This is a genomic window from Pseudomonas sp. C7.1, from assembly GCF_056312395.1.
On the sequence record NZ_JBWDTL010000003.1, the window covers coordinates 1534180 to 1554351 of the forward strand.

The following is a 20172-nucleotide window of genomic DNA, read 5'->3' on the forward strand; positions in this document are numbered from 1 at the left end:
TGCATCCAGGCTCTCGCGCTGCAGTGCGGCCGCGCAGTCAGCCAGACGGCTCTGCGTAAACAGCGCCTTGAGCGGTAGCTGCAGGCCCTGCTGACGAATGCGGCTGACGACCTTGAGCGCAACAATGGAGTCGCCACCCAGTTCAAAAAAGTGATCCTGACGCCCTACTCGCTCGAGACCAAGCACCTCGGCCCAGATGGCGGCCAAAACTCGCTCGTTGTCGGTTTGCGGCGCCTCGTAACTCTGGCTTTGCCAGGTAGGCTCAGGCAGCGCGGCGCGGTCCAGCTTGCCGGCGGGGGTCAGTGGCAGCTGGCTCAGGGCGATAAGCTGCGCGGGGACCATATAGTCCGGCAGCACCTTGGCCAGTTCGGCGCGCAGGGCATGGGTATCGATGTTGTTGCGAGCCACCAGATAACCCACCAGCTGTTTGCCAGTGGGCGTTTCGCGGGCGATTACGGCGGCTTCTTGCACGCCTTCCAGAGCCAGCAACTGACTCTCGATCTCGCCCAGTTCGATGCGAAAACCTCGGATTTTCACCTGATGGTCAACCCGGCCTAGATAGTCCAAGGTGCCATCGGCACGCCAACGCACCAGGTCACCGGTGCGGTACATACGTTCACCAGCAGCACCGAACGGGTCGGGCAGGAAGCGTTCGGCGGTTAGCTCTGGGCGCTGGAAGTAACCACGGGCCAGGCCCACTTCGCCACCGATATACAGCTCACCGGCCACGCCAATCGGCAGCAGGTTTAGCTCGGCATCCAGCACATACAGGCGACGCGGGCCGACTGGGTTACCGATGGGGGCGTATGCCGCTTCAAAGCTGTCACCAGGGAAGGCTTCCCAGATCAGCGGTGTAACCACGGTTTCGGTCGGGCCGTAGCCGTTGATGATGCGCTTAGGTTGCAGCACCTTTTGCAGGCGCTCGTAGGTCTCGCGGGTAAAGGCTTCGCCGCCCAGGGTCCAGGATCTGACTGGCAGGGTGAGCTTTTGCGATTCGACCCAATCCAGCATCTGCTGGGCATAGCTTGGAGGCAGACAGGAGATGGTCACGCCTTCGTCGGCGATTACCTGGCAGGTCTTCTCCGCGCTCCACAGTTCCTGATCACGAATTACCAGGCGGCTGCCGAAGGCCAATGGCACGGTCCAGCGTTCCAGAGCGCCGTCAAAACTGATCGAGGCGAAATGCAGCTCCACATCGTCCGGGGTCATGCCATAGCGCTGACCGATGGTCTGTACATGCATGGTCAAACCAAGGTGATTGACCGCCACGCCTTTGGGCTGGCCGGTGGAGCCGGAGGTGTAAATCAGGTAGGCCAGATTTAGTGGGTGCCGCTGAACGGACGGGGCCGACTCTTCAAAACCAGAAAGATCGAGCTGATCCAGATACAGCGGCTCAACCATCGAAGACAGCGGCAAACGCTCAGCCAGGTCAGACGAGGTAATCAGCCACTTCAGCCCCGAATCCTCGACCATATAGTTCAAGCGTTCGCGCGGGTAATCCGGATCCAGCGGCACAAAAGCGCCGCCGGCTTTAAGCACGCCGAGCATGGCCACGATCATCGCGTTACCGCGCTCCAAAGACACACCTACGCGCGACTCAGCCCGCACGCCCTGCTCCACCAGCAAATGGGCCAGGCGATTGGCGCGAGCTTCCAGCTCAGCGAAAGACACCCGCTCGGCGCCATGCACCAGAGCGATGACTTCGGGCCGCAGGCGCGCCTGTTCGGCGATCAGCTCGGGCAGCAGGTGCGTGGCGTCGAAGCTCTGGCGTGGGGTATTCCACTCGTCCAGTAGAAACTGCTCACCCTCGCCAAGCAGCGCCAGGCTGCCCAGCGTTTGCGCCGGGTCGCCGCAGACCAGCCGCAGAGCCTGGCGTAACAGGGCATCGACCTGGGCGATACCGTGGGCGTCGAAATGCGCACGGTCGTAGGCCAGCAGCAGTTCCAGACGGCTGCCTGGCAGCACGGCCAGGGTCATCGGGTAATGAGTGAATTCATGGCTCTGCGGCAGGCCCAGGCGCAGCTCGCCGCGTTCGGCCTGCTTCAACGCATCACCCAGCGGGTAGTTCTCGAATACCAGCAGGCTGTCGAACAGCGCCTCGCCGGCGCTGCCAACCCAGCGCTGAATATCGTGCAGCGGGCTGTGTTCGTGCTCGCGCAGTTGCAGGTTCTGCAGCTGCAGCGCGGCCAGCCATTCGCCTAGGTTCTGCTCGGCCGGCAGCTGCACAGCCACTGGCAAGCTATTGATAAACAGGCCGAGCATCTGCTCGCTGCCCGCCAGTTTGCTCGGGCGACCGGCAACGGTGGCACCAAAGCACAGGCTGCGCTTGCCGGTCAGGCGGCCTAACAGCAAGGCCCAGGCGGCCTGCACCAGGGTGTTGAGGGTGAGCCCCTGGCGTTGGGCGAAGCCGCGAATCTGTTGTTCGGTGGCGCTGTCCAGCGGCAGCGGATGGCGGGCATGGCCCTGTTCCGGCGCGCGGCATGGCAGGCAGCCGGCAATACGGGTGGCGCCGTTCAGACTGCCCAACTGCTCACGCCAGAAGGCTTGCTCGGCCGCGACGTCCTGGTTGTGTAGCCAACCGATATAGTCACGGAACTGTCCACCGGGCGCGGGCAAGCGGTCACCGTGATACAGGGCCAATACCTCAGCGAACAGCAGGCCGTTGCTCCAGCCGTCCAGCAGCAGGTGGTGCAGGGTCCAGACCAGCACGAAATCGCCGGAGCCACGCTGGATCAAGGCCAGGCGCAGCAGTGGCGCCTGTTGCAGATCAAAACCGCGCTCACGCTCGGCGGTGCAGAAGGCGTGCAGCGCTGTATCGAAGTCGGTTTGCGCGCGCCAATCGAGGTTTTGCCAGTCCAATGCCACCTCGGCCTGCACCAGTTGCAGCGCACGCTCGCCGAGCAGAAAGCGGCTGCGCAGTACGCCATGGCGAGTCAACACCTGACGCCAGGCGCTTTCCAGGCGAACCGGGGCGAGCCCGGTGAATGGCAGCAGCAGTTGGCTGACATAGCTGCCGGCGCCTTCCAGCTGGCTGTGGAACAGCAGGCCCTGCTGCAGTGGCGACAGCGGGTGGATATCCTCCACGCCGACGAGCGCATCCAGCTCGGCCTGGCTTAACCCGGCCAGCGGTACATCACTAGGGGTGAGCAGGCGTGGGGCTTTTTGGCAGTGCTGGTGGATCGCGCGCAGTTCTTCCTGCAGGCGGCCCAGCAGGCCTTCGAGGGTCGCGCGCGCCAGTTGCTCGGGGTTGAAGTCCAAGTGCAGGTGCAGCGCACCGCCGCGCTGTTCGGCGTTGATCACCAGTGGCGCATCCAACGGTGCATTGGCTTCGCGCCACAGGCCACCTTCGAGCAGGCGCAGGCCGTTAGTGCCTTCGTCGAATTGGCCCAGGTAGTTGAACAGCAACTGCGGTGCCCGCTCTGCTAACAGGCCACGCTGGCTCAGCAAGCCGTAAGCGAGACCCATGTCGGGCACCGCACGCACTTGTTCCTTGATCGCCTTAAGACTGGAGGCCAGCTCTTCCACGGGTGCCAGGCGCACGGGATACAGGCTGGTGAACCAACCGACACTGCGCGACAGGTCGATATCTTCGAATAACGCCGCGCGGCCATGGCTTTCCAGGTGCAGGCACAGCGCCGGCTGCTCGCTCCAGGTGCAAAGCACACGGGCCAAGGCAGTCAGCAGCAGCTCGTCGGCGCGTAGCCGATAGGCTTGCTGACCGGCGTGCAGCAGGTCGCGGGTGAATGCGGCGTCCAGCGTCAGTTCCAGGCGCTCGCGCTGGTGCTCTTGCCCGTTGGCGGCGGACAGCAACGGCAGTTCTGCGCCAGGCGCCTGTTGTGCCTGCCAATAGGCCAGCTGAGCTTGCGCGTTGTGCTGCGCCCAGCTGTCCAGACGCTCGCTCCAGCTCTTGAAGCCACTGGTCTTGGCCGCCAATTGCACCGGCATACCGCTGGCCAGTTGCAGGCAGGCTCGTTGCAGGTCCTCCAGCAGTACGCGCCAGGACACGCCATCGACCACCAGGTGATGGATGCTTAGCAGCAGGCGATCCGCCTGGCCGGGCTGGGTCAGATAGAGGCCGCGCAGCTGTGGGCCATTGCCTGGGTTGATGCTGCGTTGCAGTGCCTCGTAGTGGGCTTGCGGATGTTCGCCAGGCGCCAGCTCGACCTGTTGCAGCAACCGGGTTTCTTCTGCGGCCGCATATATCTGTTGCCACTGCCCGTCGACCTGGCTGAAGCGCAGGCGCAAAACATCGTGGTGGCGTACCAGCGCTTGCAGGGCCTGTTCCAGCTGGGCGACTGGCAGTGGCTCGGCCAGTTCCAGCAGCAGATACTGGTTGCACGGCGCCAGGCCTTCACGTTGCAGCAGGCGCGCCTGAATTGGCAGCAGTGGCGCAGTGCCGGTTACAGGGCCCTGATCGGCCAGTGGCGCGGCAACGGCGCGGGCGACAGCGGCCAGTTGGCTCAGGAGCTGCTGCTGGAACAGGTCCTTGGGTGTCAGCCCCAAGCCCTGTTGGCGAGCGCGGCTAACCACCTGCAGGGCAACGATGGAGTCGCCGCCCAGCTCAAAGAAGTGATCCTGGCGCCCTACTCGCTCGAGACCAAGCACCTCGGCCCAGATGGCGGCCAAGACGCGCTCGTTGTCGGTTTGCGGCGCCTCGTAGCGCTGGTTTTGCCAGGTGGGCTCAGGCAGCGCGGCGCGGTCCAGCTTGCCGGCGGGGGTTAGTGGCAGCTTGCTCAGGGCGATAAGCTGCGCGGGGACCATATAGTCCGGCAGCACGTTGGCCAGTTCGGCTTTGAGCAGCGTGGTGTCGGTGCCACCTTTGGCCACCAGATAACCCACCAGCTGTTTGCCCGTGGGCGTTTCACGGGCGATCACGGCGGCTTCCTGCACGCCCTCCAGAGCCAGCAGCTGACTCTCGATCTCGCCCAGTTCGATGCGGAAACCTCGGATTTTCACCTGATGATCAACCCGGCCCAGATAGTCCAGGGTGCCATCGGCACGCCAACGCACCAGGTCGCCGGTGCGGTACATACGTTCGCCAGCAGCACCGAACGGGTCGGGTAGGAAGCGTTCGGCGGTCAATTCCGGGCGCTGGAAGTAGCCGCGCGCCAGGCCCACTTCGCCACCGATATACAGCTCGCCAGCGACGCCAATGGGCAACAGGTTCAGCTCGGCATCCAGCACATACAGGCGGCGCGGGCCGACCGGGTTGCCGATGGGGGCGTAGGCCGCGTCAAAGCTGTCACCAGGGAAGGCTTCCCAGATCAGCGGTGTGACTACGGTTTCGGTCGGGCCGTAGCCGTTGATGATGCGCTTAGGTTGCAGCACCTTTTGCAAGCGCTCGTAGGTCTCGCGGGTAAAGGCTTCGCCGCCTAGGGTCCAGGATCTGACTGGCAGTGTGAGCTTTTGCGACTCAACCCAATCCAGCAGCTGCTGCGCATAGCTTGGCGGCAGGCAGGAGATGGTCACGCCTTCGTCGGCGATTACCTGGCAGGTCTTTTCTGCGCTCCACAGCTCCTGATCACGAATCACCAAGCGGCTGCCGAAGGCCAATGGCACGGTCCAGCGCTCCAGAGCGCCGTCGAAGCTGATGGAAGCGAAGTGCAGCTCTACATCGTTCGGGGTCATGCCGTAGCGCTGGCCGATGGTCTGCACATGCATGGTCAAGCCAAGGTGATTGACCGCCACGCCCTTGGGCTGGCCGGTGGAGCCGGAGGTGTAGATCAGGTAAGCCAGATTCAGTGGGTGCAACTGAACGGACGGGGCCGACGCTTCACAACCAGAAAGATCGAGCTGATCCAGATACAGCGGCTCAACCGTCGAAGACAGCGGCAAACGCTCAGCCAGGTCAGACGAGGTGATCAGCCACTTTAGGCCCGAATCCTCGACCATATAGTTCAAGCGTTCGCGCGGGTAATCCGGGTCCAACGGCACAAAGGCCCCGCCGGCTTTAAGCACGCCGAGCATGGCCACGATCATCGCGTTACCGCGCTCCAAAGACACGCCGACGCGCGACTCAGCTCGCACGCCCTGCTCCACCAGCAAACGGGCCAGGCGATTGGCGCGAGCTTCCAGCTCAGCGAAAGACACACGCTCGGCGCCATGCACCAGAGCAATGGCCTCGGGCCGCAAGCGCGCCTGTTCGGCAATCAGCTCGGGCAGCAGGCGCGTGGCGTCGAAGCGCTGGCGGGGGGTGTTCCATTCGCTCAGCTGCGCCAGCTCCTGCGCAGTCACCAGCGCCACTTCGGCCAGCGCCGCCTGCGGCTGTGCAGCGAAGCCGTCGAGTATTTCGAGGAAGCCGGCGATCAGCCGTTCGATGCTGCTTTCGGCGAACAGGTCGGCGGCATAGGCAAAATTGATCAGTAGCTCATCGCCATGGCCACGCACGGCATCCAGGGCCAGGTCGAAGGGGATCTGGCTGGACGGCAATTCTTCCAGGCGGGTCTCGATACCCGGCAGCCAGTTGGCCGCCAGTGGGTGTTGACGACGGTAGTTGAAGGCCACCTGGAACAACGGCTGCTGACCCAGGCTGCGGCTCGGTGCGAGCTCCTCCACCAAACGCTCAAAGGGCATTTGCTGATTGGCCTGAGCCTGTTTCAGGCCTGCGCGGGCCTGGCCCAGCCAGTGCGCCACGCTCAGTTCGGGGTGTGGCTCGGCTTTGAGTACCAGGGTATTGACGAAGAAGCCAACCAGACGCTCATAACCCTTAGCACGGCCGGCCACCGGTACACCGATGCGCACCTCACGCTGGCCGGCCAGGCGCGCCAGCTGCAGCTGCAGGGCGGCCAGCAACACGGTGAACAGGGTGGCACTATTGGCCTTGGCCAAATCACTCAGGCGCGCAACCAGGCTAGGGTCGACGTTGAGCGTGCGGTAGGCGGCTCGTCGCGCGGCCTGGGCATTGTGCGGGTAGTCGGGCGTCAAGCTCAGCGGCGGCTGTTCGCCGCCCAGGCGCTCGCGCCAGAACTCCATTTGCTTGATTCCACTCTCGCTGCTCAACCATTCACGCTGGCTAACGGCATATTCGCTGTACTGCACGGGCTGCGCCGTCATAAACGGCTGGCGGTTCTGCTGGCGGGCACGGTAGAACTCGGCCATTTCCTCCACCAGCACGCGCACCGACCAGGCATCAGAGATGATGTGGTGCATGCCAACGGCCAGGGCATGGCTGTTATCACTCAGGCGATACAAGGCGCAACGCACCAACGGCCCAAGGGTCAGGTCGTAATCGCTCTCGATAAAGCTGCGCGCCAGAGCGTCGAGCTGATCGGCGTTGTGGCTAAGGTCTATCACCTCGAACGGCATCGGCGCGACCGGCAACACTGCCTGCTGAGCCAGACCATCGTGCTCGCGAAACACCGTGCGCAGCGCGGCGTGACGGGCATAGACCTGGTCCAGAGCATGACGCAGGCTCTGCATGTCCAGCTCACCTTCAAAACGCAGCAAACCGCCAATGTTGTAGGCCGTGCTGCCACTCTCCAGACGGCTGAAGAACCACAGCCGTTGCTGAGCGAAAGACAGAGGGGTCCAATACAGGGCGCTATTCGATGGCAGATGCGCGTTCATCGGCGGTACCTCAACAAGACCGGCACGGGCGCCCAGGGCATACCCGACCGTATGGCGCCAACTGGGGCGCGATGAATGGAATTTCGATCAAGGCGGCCATGCACAAACGCTTAGGTTTTACGCTTGTGCAGGCTGGATCGCATGGCCGTGGCGTGTAACACCTCAGCCTTAGGCTTGCATGGACTCGCGCAGGCTGCGTGGACGCATATCGGTCCAGACATTAGCGATATGCGCCAGGCAAGTCGGCTTATCACCACGCACGCCGGCCTCGCGCCAACCGGCAGGGACGGACTTGTATGCCGGCCAGATGGCGTACTGCTCTTCGTCGTTAACCACCACTAGGAAGGTGGTCTGCGGATTGTCCAGGCTCATGGGGCTACCTCGTAGAATGTGCACAGTTTAAAGACGCACAGAGACGCGAATAATTTTCATTTAATTGAGGAGATCAGAAGAGCCCTTCACCCCTATAGGGTTGATGGGCGCTTTGATTCAGACCGGAATGGAACGACCGATCTCGCGCAGCGCGTCTTGAGTCGCGCGCTCACGGGCTTCACCGGTTAACTCGTAGAGACGACCAGCGTCCATCTTCAACAGGCGGTCGGCTTGGTCGAAGTAGTGGTCGTCGTGGCTGATAGCGAGGATGGTCTTGCCGGCCGCCTTCAGCTGCGGCAGCAATTCGCGGTAGAACAGGCGTCGGAACAATGGGTCCTGATCAGCGGCCCATTCGTCGAGAATCAGGATGTCGCGCCCTTCCAGTAACGCCAGCAACAGGGCCAAACGCTTGCGCTGGCCTTGGGAAAAGCGCGTATCGGACAGACGACCCTTACTGAAGCGCACTTTGTGGCGCAAACGCAGGCGCTCCAGCCACTGCCCAACCAGGGTCTCATCGACCTCAGCACCCTCCGGGCCCAGCAGGCGACTGAACAGATGAAAATCGGTGAAGACGCTGGCAAATAGCTGGCGATAGGCCTGCCAGTCTTCAAGCGACACGACGCGCCCATCCATTCGAATCTCACCCGCCGCCGGGCGATGCAAGCCCGTGAGCAGACGCGCCAGTGTCGACTTACCGCTGCCGTTGCCACCAACCAGAAACACCAGTTCGCCACGGCGCAGTTCCAGGTCAATGGGGCCGACATCGAAGCCCGCTTCGTCGCCTTCGCCTGGGTAGCGATACTCGACACCAGCCAGTTGCAAACTCTGCCAATCGCCGAAGCCCTTGAACTGGGTATTTATTGAGGCTTCTGGCGCTAGCTCCAGGGCTTCCAGCTTATCCAGGGAAATGCGCGCAGCCAGCAAGCTGGGCAAGGCGGAAACGCTGGAAATCATCGGCGCGCGCAGGAACAGCACCGTCAGGGCAAATGTCGCAGCCACGCTGGCTTCGGCCCAGCCCAGGCCACTGGCACAGAAGAACACCAGACCGATGCTGCCCAGCACCATGCAATTGGCCCAGTTGCCGGCCAGCCCGTTGAAAATGTCGGCACGGGTGACGTTATCGCGGTAGGCACGGGCATCGCGGTCGAACTCCTCGTCGAACAGCCGCCGCGCACGGTCACGGTTAAGCGCCAGTTCCTTGCGGCCATCAATGATTGCTTGATAGTCCTGATACAGGTGATCTTCGGCCTCGCGCAGCAGACGAATATGGCGGTTGACCTTGCCGATGAAGAACCAGCCCACCAGCAGGGTTAATCCCAGCCATGCGGCGGTAACGGCGAACAGCGCCGGAGACAGCCAGGCCAAGTAGGAAAAGGCTGCGATGCTGAGAATCAGGCCGTAGACCAATTCGGGCATGTGCACGAAGGCAATGGTGATATTGCGGGTATCGCTGGCCAGGCTGGCGAGGATTCGCGCCCCACCGATTTGTTCAAGGCGCTCAATATCAGTATCCAGCACCCGGCGGACCAAGCTACGACGCAGGTGGTAGACGAAACGATGACCGAGGGTGTGCAGAGCCACCTGCCCCACTCCTGCGCAGGCCAGCAGCAGTGCCAGTAACCCGAGGAAGCTGAACAGGGTCACGCCCAGATCGCCTTTCACGCCGATCAGACGCAAGTTGATAAAGGCAATCACCCCCACGCTGAGCACGGCACTGCAAAGGCTGAGCAAAATAATGCCGGAGAGTGGCAGGCGGTTGTCGCGGAACAGCAGTTTGAGCAATTTCATCTCATCGAATCCGGGGTGTCAGGGGCGACCTCAGGTCGCGACAGGTTCAAGGCGATTGCGGCAATGGGCCAGCGCATCACGCAGCAGGAAGTGCACAAGGGTCGGTGAAGCATTCAGGTGGGAGGCCACTTCGCGCTGACTAAAGCCTTCCAGCTGGCTCATGGTGAACACGGTGCGTGTGCGCTCTGGCAGCTCACCCAGCGCATGTTGCAAGCGTTGCCATTGCAACATGCCGATAGCCCGCTGTTCGGGGCCAGATTGTGGTGCAGGCAACTCATCAAGCTGCTCTTCATCAACGTTGTAGCGCCCTTCTAACGCTTGGCGCCGAAGGCGGTCTATGGCCAGATTGCGCACCATGCGAAACAGGTATCGCAATGGCTCTTCGATGGCGCGGCGCTCAGCACTTTCCCAGAGTTTGAGAAAAGCATCCTGCACCGCGTCCTCGGCACGCGATCTGCACCCGAGCACGCCCTGGGCTGCATCAATCAGAACACGCCGATGCCTGACATAAAGAAGCTCCAGCTCCTGCGTGCGCATATCCTCGGCCAACCATTCTATGGCTGCCACCGGCTCAGCAAAGCTGTAGAACGTCCCCATCGGCCTGTCCTCGGCTGCAATGTGATGCGCATCTTAATGATAATACTTATCAACACAAGCTTTTATGCTCGAGAACGCCGCCCAACAAAGCAAAATCGCCTGCCAGCCTGTTGCTTGTATTTGCATGGGGGGGGAATTGAGAGAGTCGTAAGCCGAATGGCTCAAAAAGGAAAGGCTATGTCTGCGTTAGCTGTTGCAGGAAATCTTAAGAAAGAGCACCGAGCCTGTAGGAGCGGGTTGCCCGCGATGCTTTTGCGTTGCCGGCTAACTCGCTCATTTCATAGGAGTCAGCCGGCGAATGGTGGCGACAGAAGAGGCGCGCTAGCCTTGGGTTGGCCGGTATGTGTGCTGGCTTTATAACGCCAGCAACACGCGACCACGGCTTGGGCAGGTTTCCATATAGCGATGCGCTTCGACTACCTCGTCAAAGCGGAACACCTTGTCGATCAGTGGCTTGAGCAAACCATCGGCGGTCAGCTGGTTGATGCCTTGTACGGCCTTGGCTACAGCTATTTCATCCTGCGGAATATTCAGCTCTTCCTTGCCGGTGAAGTTGCCGATGCAATGCACGAAGAACTGGATGTTCTTCTGGAACGCCGCGCAGGCTGGAAATGGCGTTTCGTTGCCGCCTTGCAAGTCGAACAGAATCAAGCGGCCGCGTGGCGCGATGGCATCGCCCAGCAGGCACATCTGCGGCCCACCGAGTGCATCCATCACCACATTGACGCCACGGCCATCGGTCAGCTTGCTGACGCGGCTGACCAGATCCTGCTCCTCGGTAAGGATGATGTGATCGGCGCCCAGCTGTTTGAGAAAATCGCTGTCGTCGGCAAAGGCCGTAGCAGCAATTACAGTCGCCCCCAGGGCTTTGCCCATCTGCACGATATACGGGCCCCAACAGCGGCTGGCAGCGGTGACCAGCACGGTTTCACCCGGCTGCAAATGGGCCAGTTCGTTAAAACCGAACCAGCCAACCATTGAGGGCAGATAGTGCACAGCGGCCTGTTGCGCGGTCAGGTTCTCCGGGTAACGCGCCAAGGAGCTGCGCGGCAATACCACGTGTTCAGCGTAACTGGGGTAACGATTGGCGCTATGCCCCGGGAAGCTGGCGACCCGATCACCCACGGCCAGGTCAGTCACCCCGTCACCCACCGCCAGCACGGTGCCAGCCAGTTCATGGCCCAGGCCTGCCGGCAACTGCGCCAGGGTATTGGCCAGGTTCTGCCGCCAAAGCACGTCGTACCAACTAACGCCCACAGCCTCAACACCGACCAGCACTTCACCTGCGGCCGGCGCAGGCGCTTTGCGCGCTTCGATCTTGAGGACATCGGCCTCGCCAAACTCATGGAAACGAACTATGCGGGACATCGCAAACCTCTTCGGGTGACCCATTCAGGTCGCGGCAGCTGTGTGGCGCTTCTGCGCTGTACAGGTGTAACGACCTCTTATGGCCACGAACTTTATCCGGGCTTTGCCAGCAATTCCACCGCTCGGGGCTGATATTCACCATGCTTGTCGATGATGATGGGCCACAAGCACATCATTTGACCGTGCATATTGCCTGGCGGCAGTATTCGGCATTAGCCTGACCGGCGCGCAAAACCGCAGCCACTCCAGAATGGACACCGGATGAACCGTAACGATCTTCGCCGCGTCGATCTCAACCTGCTGATTGTCTTTGAAACGCTGATGCATGAACGTAGCGTGACCCGTGCGGCGGAAAAACTGTTTCTCGGCCAGCCGGCCATTAGCGCCGCCCTCGCCCGTTTGCGCAGCCTGTTTGATGACCCGCTGTTCGTGCGTACCGGCCGCAGCATGGAGCCCACTGCACGGGCCATGGAGATCGCTGCTCTGCTTTCGCCAGCGCTGGATTCGATCTCCACCGCCGTCAGCCGCGCCGCAGAATTTCACCCGGCCACCAGCACTGCGGTGTTTCGCATCGGTCTGTCGGATGACGTCGAGTTCGGCCTGCTGCCGCCGCTGATCAAGCGCCTGCGCGCTGAAGCGCCGGGCGTGGTGCTGGTGATTCGCCGCACCAACTATCTGCTGATGTCGTCGCTGCTGGCCTCCGGCGAGATTTCCGTGGGTGTGGCCTACACAGAAGAGCTGCCAGCCAATGCCAAACGCAAGGTGCTGCGCCGCAGCAAGCCCAAGTTGTTACGCGCCGATACCGCGCCTGGGCCATTGAGCCTGGATGATTTCTGCTCGCGTCCCCATGCGCTGGTGTCCTATGCCGGCGACCTGAGTGGTTTTATCGATAGTGAGCTGGAAAAACTCGGGCGCAAGCGCCGGGTGGTGCTCGCCCTGCCCCAGTTCAACGGCCTCGGTACTCTGCTCGCCGGCACCGATATTATCGCCACCGTGCCGGACTACACCGCCGCCGCCCTGTCCTCCGCCGGCGGGGTGCGTGCCGAAGAGCTGCCGCTTCCGTCGCAAACCTTCGCGCTGCACATGGCCTGGCGTGGTGCCCAGGACAACGACCCGGCGGAACGTTGGCTGCGTTCGCGCATCCAGATGTTCTGTGGCGATCCGGACAGCCTGTAGGTTGGCGCTGAGCGCAGCGAAGCCCAACGGCGTATTCGGATAAACCCATTGGGCTTCGGCACTACGCGTCTCAACCCAACCTACCCCCTCCCCCGACGTTGCGCTCACATCAGCAATTATTGATACAACCCGGCATATCATCATTCTGAGTGATAGATATCTTCGAGTCGTTCGATTCGTTGCCTTAGCCTCGCCGCAGCAGACTCCGCCCCATCAAAACACCCTCTGGCGGAAGCACACATGGAACAGTCCACTAAAAACCTCTGGCATTTTCCCTTGGCCCTTGCCGCTGTACTGGTGCTGAGCGCCTGCGGCAAAGCACCAGAAAGCGCCCAGCAAATGCCGGCGGCGCAAGTCAGCGTGGCGCAAGTGATCGAGCAACCGATCAACGAATGGGATGAGTTCACCGGCCGCCTGGAAGCACCCGAGTCGGTGGATGTCCGCCCACGGGTGTCCGGCTTTATTGACCAGGTAGTCTTCGATGAAGGCAGCCTGGTGAGCAAAGGCGATCTGCTGTTCCAGATCGATCCACGCCCTTTCCAGGCCGAGGTCAAGCGCCTCGAAGCCCAGCTGCAACAGGCCCGCGCCAGCCACTCACGAACCCAGAGCGAGGCCAATCGCGGCGAGCGCTTGCGTCAGAGTAATGCCATCTCCGCCGAGCTGGCCGATGCTCGTGCCAGCGCCGCAGCAGAAGCCAAGGCCGCAGTGGCCGGCATCCAGGCAGAACTGGATAACGCCCGCCTCAACCTCAGTTTTACCCGGGTTACCGCGCCGATTGATGGCCGCGTCAGCCGTGCGGAAATCACCGAAGGCAACCTGGTCAATGCCGGGCAAAGCCTGCTGACCACCCTGGTCAGCACCGACAAGGTTTATGCCTATTTCGATGCCGATGAGCGGGTGTTCCTCAAATACGTCGAGCTGGCGCGCCAAGCCGGCGGCCAGACCCGCGATGCCAGCCCGGTGTACCTGGGGTTGTCGAGCGAAGACGGTCACCCGCACCTAGGCGAACTGGATTTTCTCGACAATCAGGTCAACCCGCAAACCGGCACCATCCGTGGCCGCGCGGTGTTCGACAACCGTGACGGACGCTTCACCCCTGGCCTCTACGCGCGCCTGAAACTGGTTGGCAGCAGCCAGTACGCCGCTGCGCTGATCAAGGATGAAGCGGTCGGCACGGACCTGGGCAAGAAGTACGTGCTGGTGCTCGATAAGGACAACGCCGTGCAGTACCGCGCCGTTGAGCTGGGGCCGAAGCTGGAAGGCCTGCGCATCGTCCGTAGCGGCCTGGCCAAGGGCGAGAAGATCGTGGTCAACGGTCTGCAGCGCGCGTTCCCCGGTTCCACGGTCGATCCGCAAAGCGTGCCCATGGCCGATGAAAAGACCCAAGCGCTGCTGACCGAACAACGTCAGGCCATCGAACGCCAGAACAGCCGCCGGGTTGCTGCAGAAAACAGCCCTGCCAACACAGCGCCACGCGGCTAATACGCTGTTATATAGGTAGAAAGACGATGAACTTCTCGCAATTCTTTATCCAGCGCCCGATCTTCGCTGCCGTGCTCTCACTGCTGATCCTGATCAGCGGGGCCATCTCGCTGTTCCAGTTGCCGATCAGCGAATACCCGGAAGTGGTGCCGCCGACCGTGGTGGTGCGTGCCGCCTTCCCCGGCGCCAACCCCAAGGTAATCGGCGAAACCGTCGCCTCGCCGCTGGAGCAGGCGATTACCGGCGTGGAGGGCATGCTCTATATGTCGTCTCAGGGCACTGCCGACGGCAAGATGACCCTGACCCTGACGTTCGCCCTCGGCACCGATCTGGACAAAGCCCAGGTGCAGGTGCAGAACCGCGTTACCCGCACGATGCCGACTCTGCCCACCGAAGTGCAGCGTCTCGGTGTGACCGTCGACAAGGCCTCGCCCGACCTGACCATGGTCGTGCATTTGACCTCGCCAGACGACCGTTACGACATGCTCTATCTGTCCAACTACGCCGCGCTGAATATCAAGGATGAGCTGGCGCGCCTGGATGGCATCGGCGATGTACAACTGTTTGGCCTGGGCAACTACTCGCTGCGCGTGTGGCTCGACCCGAACAAGGTCGCCTCGCGCAACCTGACGGCGGCCGACGTGGTTAACGCCATCCGAGAGCAGAACCGTCAGGTTGCTGCGGGTTCGCTCGGTGCGCCGCCCTCGGATGCGGGCAACAGCTTTCAATTGTCGATAAACACCCAGGGCCGTTTGGTCACTGAGGAAGAGTTTGAAAACATCATTATCCGCGCCGGTGAAAACGGCGAAATCACTCGCCTGAAAGACATCGCTCGCATCGAACTGGGTTCCAGTCAGTACGCCCTACGCTCCTTGCTGAACAACAAACCCGCAGTCGCCATCCCGGTATTCCAGCGCCCAGGCTCCAACGCCATCGAGATTTCCGATGCGGTGCGTGAGCGCATGGCCGAGCTGAAGCAGAGCTTCCCCCAGGGCGTGGATTACGAAATTGTCTACGACCCAACCATCTTCGTGCGTGGCTCCATCGAGGCGGTGGTTCACACCCTGCTCGAAGCCATCATCCTGGTGGTGCTGGTGGTGATTCTGTTCCTGCAGACCTGGCGCGCCTCGATCATTCCGCTGGCCGCCGTGCCGGTATCGTTGATCGGCACCTTCGCCGTGATGCATATGTTCGGCTTCTCGCTCAACGCGCTGTCGCTGTTCGGCCTGGTATTGGCCATCGGCATCGTGGTGGACGACGCCATCGTCGTGGTGGAGAACGTCGAGCGTAATATCGGCCTGGGCAAAACCCCGGTGGAAGCCACCAAGCAGGCGATGAAGGAAGTCACCGGGCCCATCGTCGCCACGGCCCTGGTGCTGTGCGCGGTGTTTATCCCCACGGCCTTTATCTCCGGTCTGAGCGGACAGTTCTATCAACAGTTCGCCCTGACGATTGCCATCTCCACAGTGATCTCGGCGATCAACTCGCTGACCCTCTCCCCCGCATTGGCCGCCATATCGCTGAAAAGCCATGACGCGCCGAAAGACCGCTTCTCCAAACTACTCGACAGGCTTTTCGGCGGCTGGTTGTTCAAACCGTTCAACCGCGCATTCGACCGCGCCAGCCATGGCTATGTCGGCACCGTGAAGCGCGTGCTGCGCGGCAGCGGCATCGCCCTGTTCGTCTATGCAGGGCTGATGGGCCTGACCTACCTGGGCTTTGCCACCACACCGAGCGGCTTCGTACCGGCCCAGGACAAGCAGTACCTGGTGGCATTCGCCCAATTGCCGGACGCCGCGACCCTGGATCGCACCGAAGATGTGATGAAGCAGATGTCGGACATCGCCAGCAAGCACCCTGGCGTGGCCAACACCATTGCCTTCCCTGGCCTGTCGATCAACGGCTTCACCAACAGCCCGAACAGCGGCATCGTCTTCGTCGCCCTGAAAGACTTCGACCAGCGCAAGGACGAAAGCATGTCCGCCGGGGCCATCGCTGCCGAGCTTAACGGCCAGTTCGCGGGTATTCAGGAAGCCTACCTGGCGATCTTCCCGCCACCACCGGTACAAGGCCTGGGCACCATCGGCGGCTTCCGCCTGCAGGTGCAGGACCGTGGCAACCTCGGCTATGACGAGCTGTACCTGCAAACCCAGAACGTTATCGCCAAGGCCCGTCAGCTGCCAGAACTGGACCCGATGTCGGTGTTCACCAGCTACCAGGTGAATGTGCCGCAGATCGATGCAGCGATTGACCGCGAAAAGGCCAAGACCCACGGCGTGGCGATCAGCGACATCTTCGACACCATGCAGATCTACCTGGGCTCGCTGTACGCCAACGACTTCAACCGCTTTGGCCGTACCTATCAGGTCAATGTGCAGGCCGAGCAGCAGTTCCGCCTGGAGCCGGAGCAGATCGGCCAGCTCAAGGTGCGCAACAACCGTGGCGAAATGGTTCCGCTGTCAGCTTTCCTCAAAGTCAGCGCCAGCTCGGGGCCGGATCGGGTGATGCATTACAACGGCTTCCTCACTGCCGAAATCAACGGCGCGGCAGCCCCCGGCTACAGCTCCGGTCAGGCAGAAGCGGCGATCGCCAAGCTGCTCAAGGAAGAACTGCCGGGCGGCATGAGCTTCGAGTGGACCGACCTGACCTACCAGCAGATTTTGGCCGGTAACAGCGCGATCTTCGTCTTCCCGCTCTGCGTACTGCTGGCCTTCCTGGTGCTGGCCGCCCAGTACGAGAGCTGGAGCCTGCCGCTGGCGGTGATCCTGATCGTGCCGATGACCCTGCTGTCGGCCATCACCGGGGTGATCCTGGCGGGAGGCGACAACAACATCTTTACCCAGATCGGCTTGATCGTACTGGTGGGATTGGCCTGCAAGAACGCCATCCTGATCGTCGAGTTCGCCAAGGAGAAGCAGGAAGAGGGCATGGACCGCGTCAGTGCGGTGCTGGAAGCCTGCCGCCTGCGTCTGCGACCGATTCTGATGACCAGCTTCGCCTTTATTATGGGTGTGGTGCCACTGGTGCTGTCCTCCGGTGCCGGCGCGGAAATGCGCCATGCCATGGGCGTTGCGGTGTTCAGCGGCATGCTCGGCGTGACCTTCTTCGGCCTGCTGCTGACCCCGCTGTTCTATGTGCTGATCCGCGCCTTTGTGGAAAAGCGCGAAGCGCAGAAAGTGGCGCGTTTGCAGGAGGTGCAGGCATGAGAACCTTAAACGCCAAACCTCTGGCCTTCAGCCTGCTGAGCCTTGCGCTGACAGCCTGCGCCGTCGGCCCGGATTACCAGGCTCCAGCTACCGTCGCCGCCCAGCTGAGCAACGCAGACAGCAACAGCTACGACCGCTCGCGTTTTGAAGTCAGCTGGTGGCAGCAGTTCGACGACCCGACCCTCAACCAGTTGGTGCAACAGTCCCTGCAGGAAAACCGCCAGCTGCGCGTGGCCTTTGCCCGCCTGCGTGCGGCCCAGACCATCCGTGACGACCTCGGCAACGATCAGCTGCCGACCGTCACCAGCCGCGCCAGTGGTGAGTTTGGCAAGGCCCAGCAACCCGGCACTACCTCGCAGCGCGTGCGCGGCGAACGTTACGACCTGGGCCTGGACATGCTCTGGGAGCTGGACCTGTTTGGCCGCATTCAGCGCCAACTGGAAGCCAGCGATGCCGAACTGGACGTGGCCGAAGCGGATTATCAGCAACTGCAGGTCAGCCTGATCGCCGAGCTGGTGGATGCCTACGGCAGCCTGCGCGGCGCGCAACTGCGTGAACGCATCGCCCGCGCCAACCTGGAAAACCAGCAAGAATCCCGCGCTATCACCGAGCAACTGCGCGAGGCCGGCGTCGGTAGCCAGCTCGATGTACTGCGCAGCGATGCGCGTCTGGCCGGCACCGAAGCCAGCCTGCCGCAATTGCAGGCCGATCAGCAGCGCGCCAAGCACCGCATCGCCACCCTACTCGGCCAGCGTCCGGAGCAGTTAAGCGTGGACCTCTCGGCTCAGGACCTGCCCGCCATCGCCAAAGCCCTACCGGTTGGTGACCCCGGCGAGTTGCTGCGTCGCCGCCCGGATATCCGCGCCGCCGAACGGCAATTGGCCGCCGCCACCGCCACTATCGGCGTGGCCACGGCGGATCTGTTTCCACGGGTGAGTCTGTCCGGCTTCCTCGGTTTTACCGCAGGTCGTGGTTCGCAGCTGGGCTCCTCGAACGCGCAAGCCTGGGGCCTGGCACCGACCATCAGCTGGGCGGCGTTTGATCTGGGCAGCGTGCGTGCACGCCTGCGCGGTGCCGAAGCTGAAGCCGATGGCGCACTGGCCAACTATGAACAAAAAGTGCTGCTGGCCCTGGAAGAATCCGCCAACGCCTTTAGCGACTACAGCAAACACCAACAGCGTCTGCTCGCCCTGCTGCGCCAATCCGACGCCAGCCGCGCCGCTGCCGAACAAGCCCGCGTACGTTACCGCGAAGGTGAAGTGGACTTTCTCGTACTGCTCGACGCCGAACGCGAACGCCTAAGCGCCGAAGACGCCCAGGCCCAGGCGGAAGTCGAGCTATATCGCGGCATCGTCGCCATCTACAAGGCCCTCGGCGGCGGGTGGCAGACTAACGCCTAGCCGTTTACCCGTTCCTTTGGTTGGCCCTGCCAGCCCTTCCCACCCCACGGCAGTTGCTCCTTGCCGTGGGGCTTTTTTACGTATCGAACCTACAGTGTCGCCACCGCCTGCACTAAGGCGACGGCTATGGGCGACTGTGTCAGTCAGCGGCCATAGTCAGCGCCAAGGGGGGGGATGTGTAACGGTAAAAATTGAGTCTTATTCGGACTGATCCTTCTGCCGCGTCGCCTTAACGGCGCTCAGGCACGCCCCCCCAAACATGACGATGGCCCCCACGACAATCCACTGTGTGGGAACGTCAAGCAGAACAGCGCCATACACTAGGCCGCCAATAAGAATAAGGGCACCGCCTAAATAAAGTGCGAATGACATGTTGCCTCTCCCATTACAGCGCGTTCGACATACGGATACGGCCATGCTGCTGGCCGCGTTGATTTGCTTAGACCCGTCCTGCTGAGGTTTGTTCAGCAGGACGTTTGCCTCCTGCCCCCATTTATATCTGCCGTGAATGTGCAGATTTAGCCTTATGGCGGCGATAGAGAAATCAGCGATAGGTCATGACAGTAACGATGCCGAGCAAAAACCAGTTATTCGCTCAAATAACAAAGGTCAAAGCGTTCTTTTGAAGAGAGGTCTGCTGTTTCAACTGGCTTGCGTACAGCTCGGCTGCCCAGCCGAGTAACGCACGCCAGGGCTGACGGCGGCGTTGAATTCCTTCAGAGCAGATGAGCCGATCAACAGCGGAAATTCAAAGGCGCTGCGGTCGGTGAGGTTGACCTCGATGTTCTTCAACTCATCACCCACGCAGATGTCCATCTCGATCACCGGGCGGGCGGTGTACAGCTGTTTGTCGCCGGGCTTGCGGTCGTCGGCGCGGCGTTTGATATAGCTCATGCGCGCGAGCGGTTTTTCGATGATCTGCGCTTGCTTGGCGTTTACGTCTGCCAGGCCCAACTGAAAGCGCACCCATTCACCGCCATCACGCTTGAACATTTCAATATTCTTGGCGCTGAGCGAGGCGGTTTCGGCGCCGGTGTCGAGCTTGGCAGGCAGTTCCAGGCCAAGCTCTTGCAGCGAAACCTGCTCATGCAGGCCGTAAATCTGCGGTTGGCTGGCCATCGCGCCGGTGGCGAACAGTGCGGCGCAGAGTGCGAAGGCAGCCGGAAACTGTTTGAGCGGTGCGAAGGCGAGGGTTGACATAAAAACTCCAAAAGCGT

The 20172-nt window shown here is 61.9% G+C and carries 9 protein-coding genes and 1 pseudogene; 4 read left to right on the forward strand and 6 right to left on the reverse strand.

Going from position 1 to position 20172, the window contains the following annotated elements:
- Positions 1-36 precede the first annotated feature (36 nt).
- The 5 genes and pseudogenes from AC0T4W_RS10570 to AC0T4W_RS10590 all read right to left on the reverse strand — a co-directional run.
- Positions 37-7566, reverse strand: a pseudogene (locus AC0T4W_RS10570) (amino acid adenylation domain-containing protein); the annotation flags it as partial.
- A 168-nt stretch (positions 7567-7734) separates the two neighbouring features.
- Positions 7735-7938, reverse strand: a complete 204-nt coding sequence (locus AC0T4W_RS10575; protein ID WP_476318935.1) for an MbtH family protein — start codon at positions 7936-7938, stop codon at positions 7735-7737.
- Positions 7939-8055: 117 nt separating this feature from the next.
- On the reverse strand, positions 8056-9726 hold the full coding sequence (locus AC0T4W_RS10580; protein ID WP_476318936.1) for a multidrug ABC transporter permease/ATP-binding protein: 1671 nt from the start codon (positions 9724-9726) through the stop codon (positions 8056-8058).
- A gap of 30 nt (positions 9727-9756) precedes the next feature.
- The gene (locus AC0T4W_RS10585) at positions 9757-10323 is read right to left on the reverse strand and encodes a sigma-70 family RNA polymerase sigma factor (RefSeq protein ID WP_476318937.1); all 567 of its coding nucleotides are present in this window, start codon (positions 10321-10323) and stop codon (positions 9757-9759) included.
- Between the two features lie 354 nt (positions 10324-10677).
- Complete coding sequence (locus AC0T4W_RS10590) at positions 10678-11691, reverse strand: zinc-dependent alcohol dehydrogenase family protein (RefSeq protein ID WP_476318938.1); 1014 nt, start codon at positions 11689-11691, stop codon at positions 10678-10680.
- A gap of 261 nt (positions 11692-11952) precedes the next feature.
- Here AC0T4W_RS10590 and AC0T4W_RS10595 point away from each other — a divergent pair, with 261 nt between their 5' ends.
- The 4 genes from AC0T4W_RS10595 (at position 11953) to AC0T4W_RS10610 (ending at position 18955) form a co-directional block, all read left to right on the forward strand.
- Positions 11953-12867, forward strand: a complete 915-nt coding sequence (locus AC0T4W_RS10595) for a LysR family transcriptional regulator (RefSeq protein WP_476318939.1) — start codon at positions 11953-11955, stop codon at positions 12865-12867.
- A gap of 240 nt (positions 12868-13107) precedes the next feature.
- Positions 13108-14349, forward strand: coding sequence for a multidrug efflux RND transporter periplasmic adaptor subunit MexE (gene mexE / locus AC0T4W_RS10600; protein WP_476318940.1), 1242 nt, complete (start codon positions 13108-13110; stop codon positions 14347-14349).
- Positions 14350-14375: 26 nt separating this feature from the next.
- Complete coding sequence (locus tag AC0T4W_RS10605) at positions 14376-17555, forward strand: efflux RND transporter permease subunit (protein WP_476318941.1); 3180 nt, start codon at positions 14376-14378, stop codon at positions 17553-17555.
- Entirely contained in the window at positions 17552-18955 is a 1404-nt protein-coding gene (locus AC0T4W_RS10610; RefSeq protein WP_476318942.1) for an efflux transporter outer membrane subunit, read from the forward strand. The genes AC0T4W_RS10605 and AC0T4W_RS10610 overlap by 4 nt, the downstream gene beginning before the upstream one ends.
- 642 nt (positions 18956-19597) lie before the next feature.
- Here AC0T4W_RS10610 and AC0T4W_RS10615 read toward each other — a convergent pair.
- Positions 19598-20155 carry an ATP-dependent zinc protease family protein gene (locus AC0T4W_RS10615; RefSeq protein ID WP_476318943.1) on the reverse strand — a complete coding sequence of 186 codons (558 nt, stop codon included), beginning with the start codon at positions 20153-20155 and terminating at the stop codon, positions 19598-19600.
- Positions 20156-20172 lie beyond the last annotated feature (17 nt).

Excerpts from the sequence above, each read along its gene's own strand:
- AC0T4W_RS10615 (WP_476318943.1), bottom strand. The coding sequence starts at position 20,155 with ATGTCAACCCTCGCCTTCGCACCGCTCAAACAGTTTCCGGCTGCCTTC.
- AC0T4W_RS10605 (WP_476318941.1), top strand. The coding sequence starts at position 14,376 with ATGAACTTCTCGCAATTCTTTATCCAGCGCCCGATCTTCGCTGCCGTG.
- AC0T4W_RS10590 (WP_476318938.1), bottom strand. The coding sequence starts at position 11,691 with ATGTCCCGCATAGTTCGTTTCCATGAGTTTGGCGAGGCCGATGTCCTC.
- mexE (WP_476318940.1), top strand. The coding sequence starts at position 13,108 with ATGGAACAGTCCACTAAAAACCTCTGGCATTTTCCCTTGGCCCTTGCC.
- AC0T4W_RS10595 (WP_476318939.1), top strand. The coding sequence starts at position 11,953 with ATGAACCGTAACGATCTTCGCCGCGTCGATCTCAACCTGCTGATTGTC.
- AC0T4W_RS10580 (WP_476318936.1), bottom strand. The coding sequence starts at position 9,726 with ATGAAATTGCTCAAACTGCTGTTCCGCGACAACCGCCTGCCACTCTCC.
- AC0T4W_RS10610 (WP_476318942.1), top strand. The coding sequence starts at position 17,552 with ATGAGAACCTTAAACGCCAAACCTCTGGCCTTCAGCCTGCTGAGCCTT.
- AC0T4W_RS10575 (WP_476318935.1), bottom strand. The coding sequence starts at position 7,938 with ATGAGCCTGGACAATCCGCAGACCACCTTCCTAGTGGTGGTTAACGAC.
- AC0T4W_RS10585 (WP_476318937.1), bottom strand. The coding sequence starts at position 10,323 with ATGGGGACGTTCTACAGCTTTGCTGAGCCGGTGGCAGCCATAGAATGG.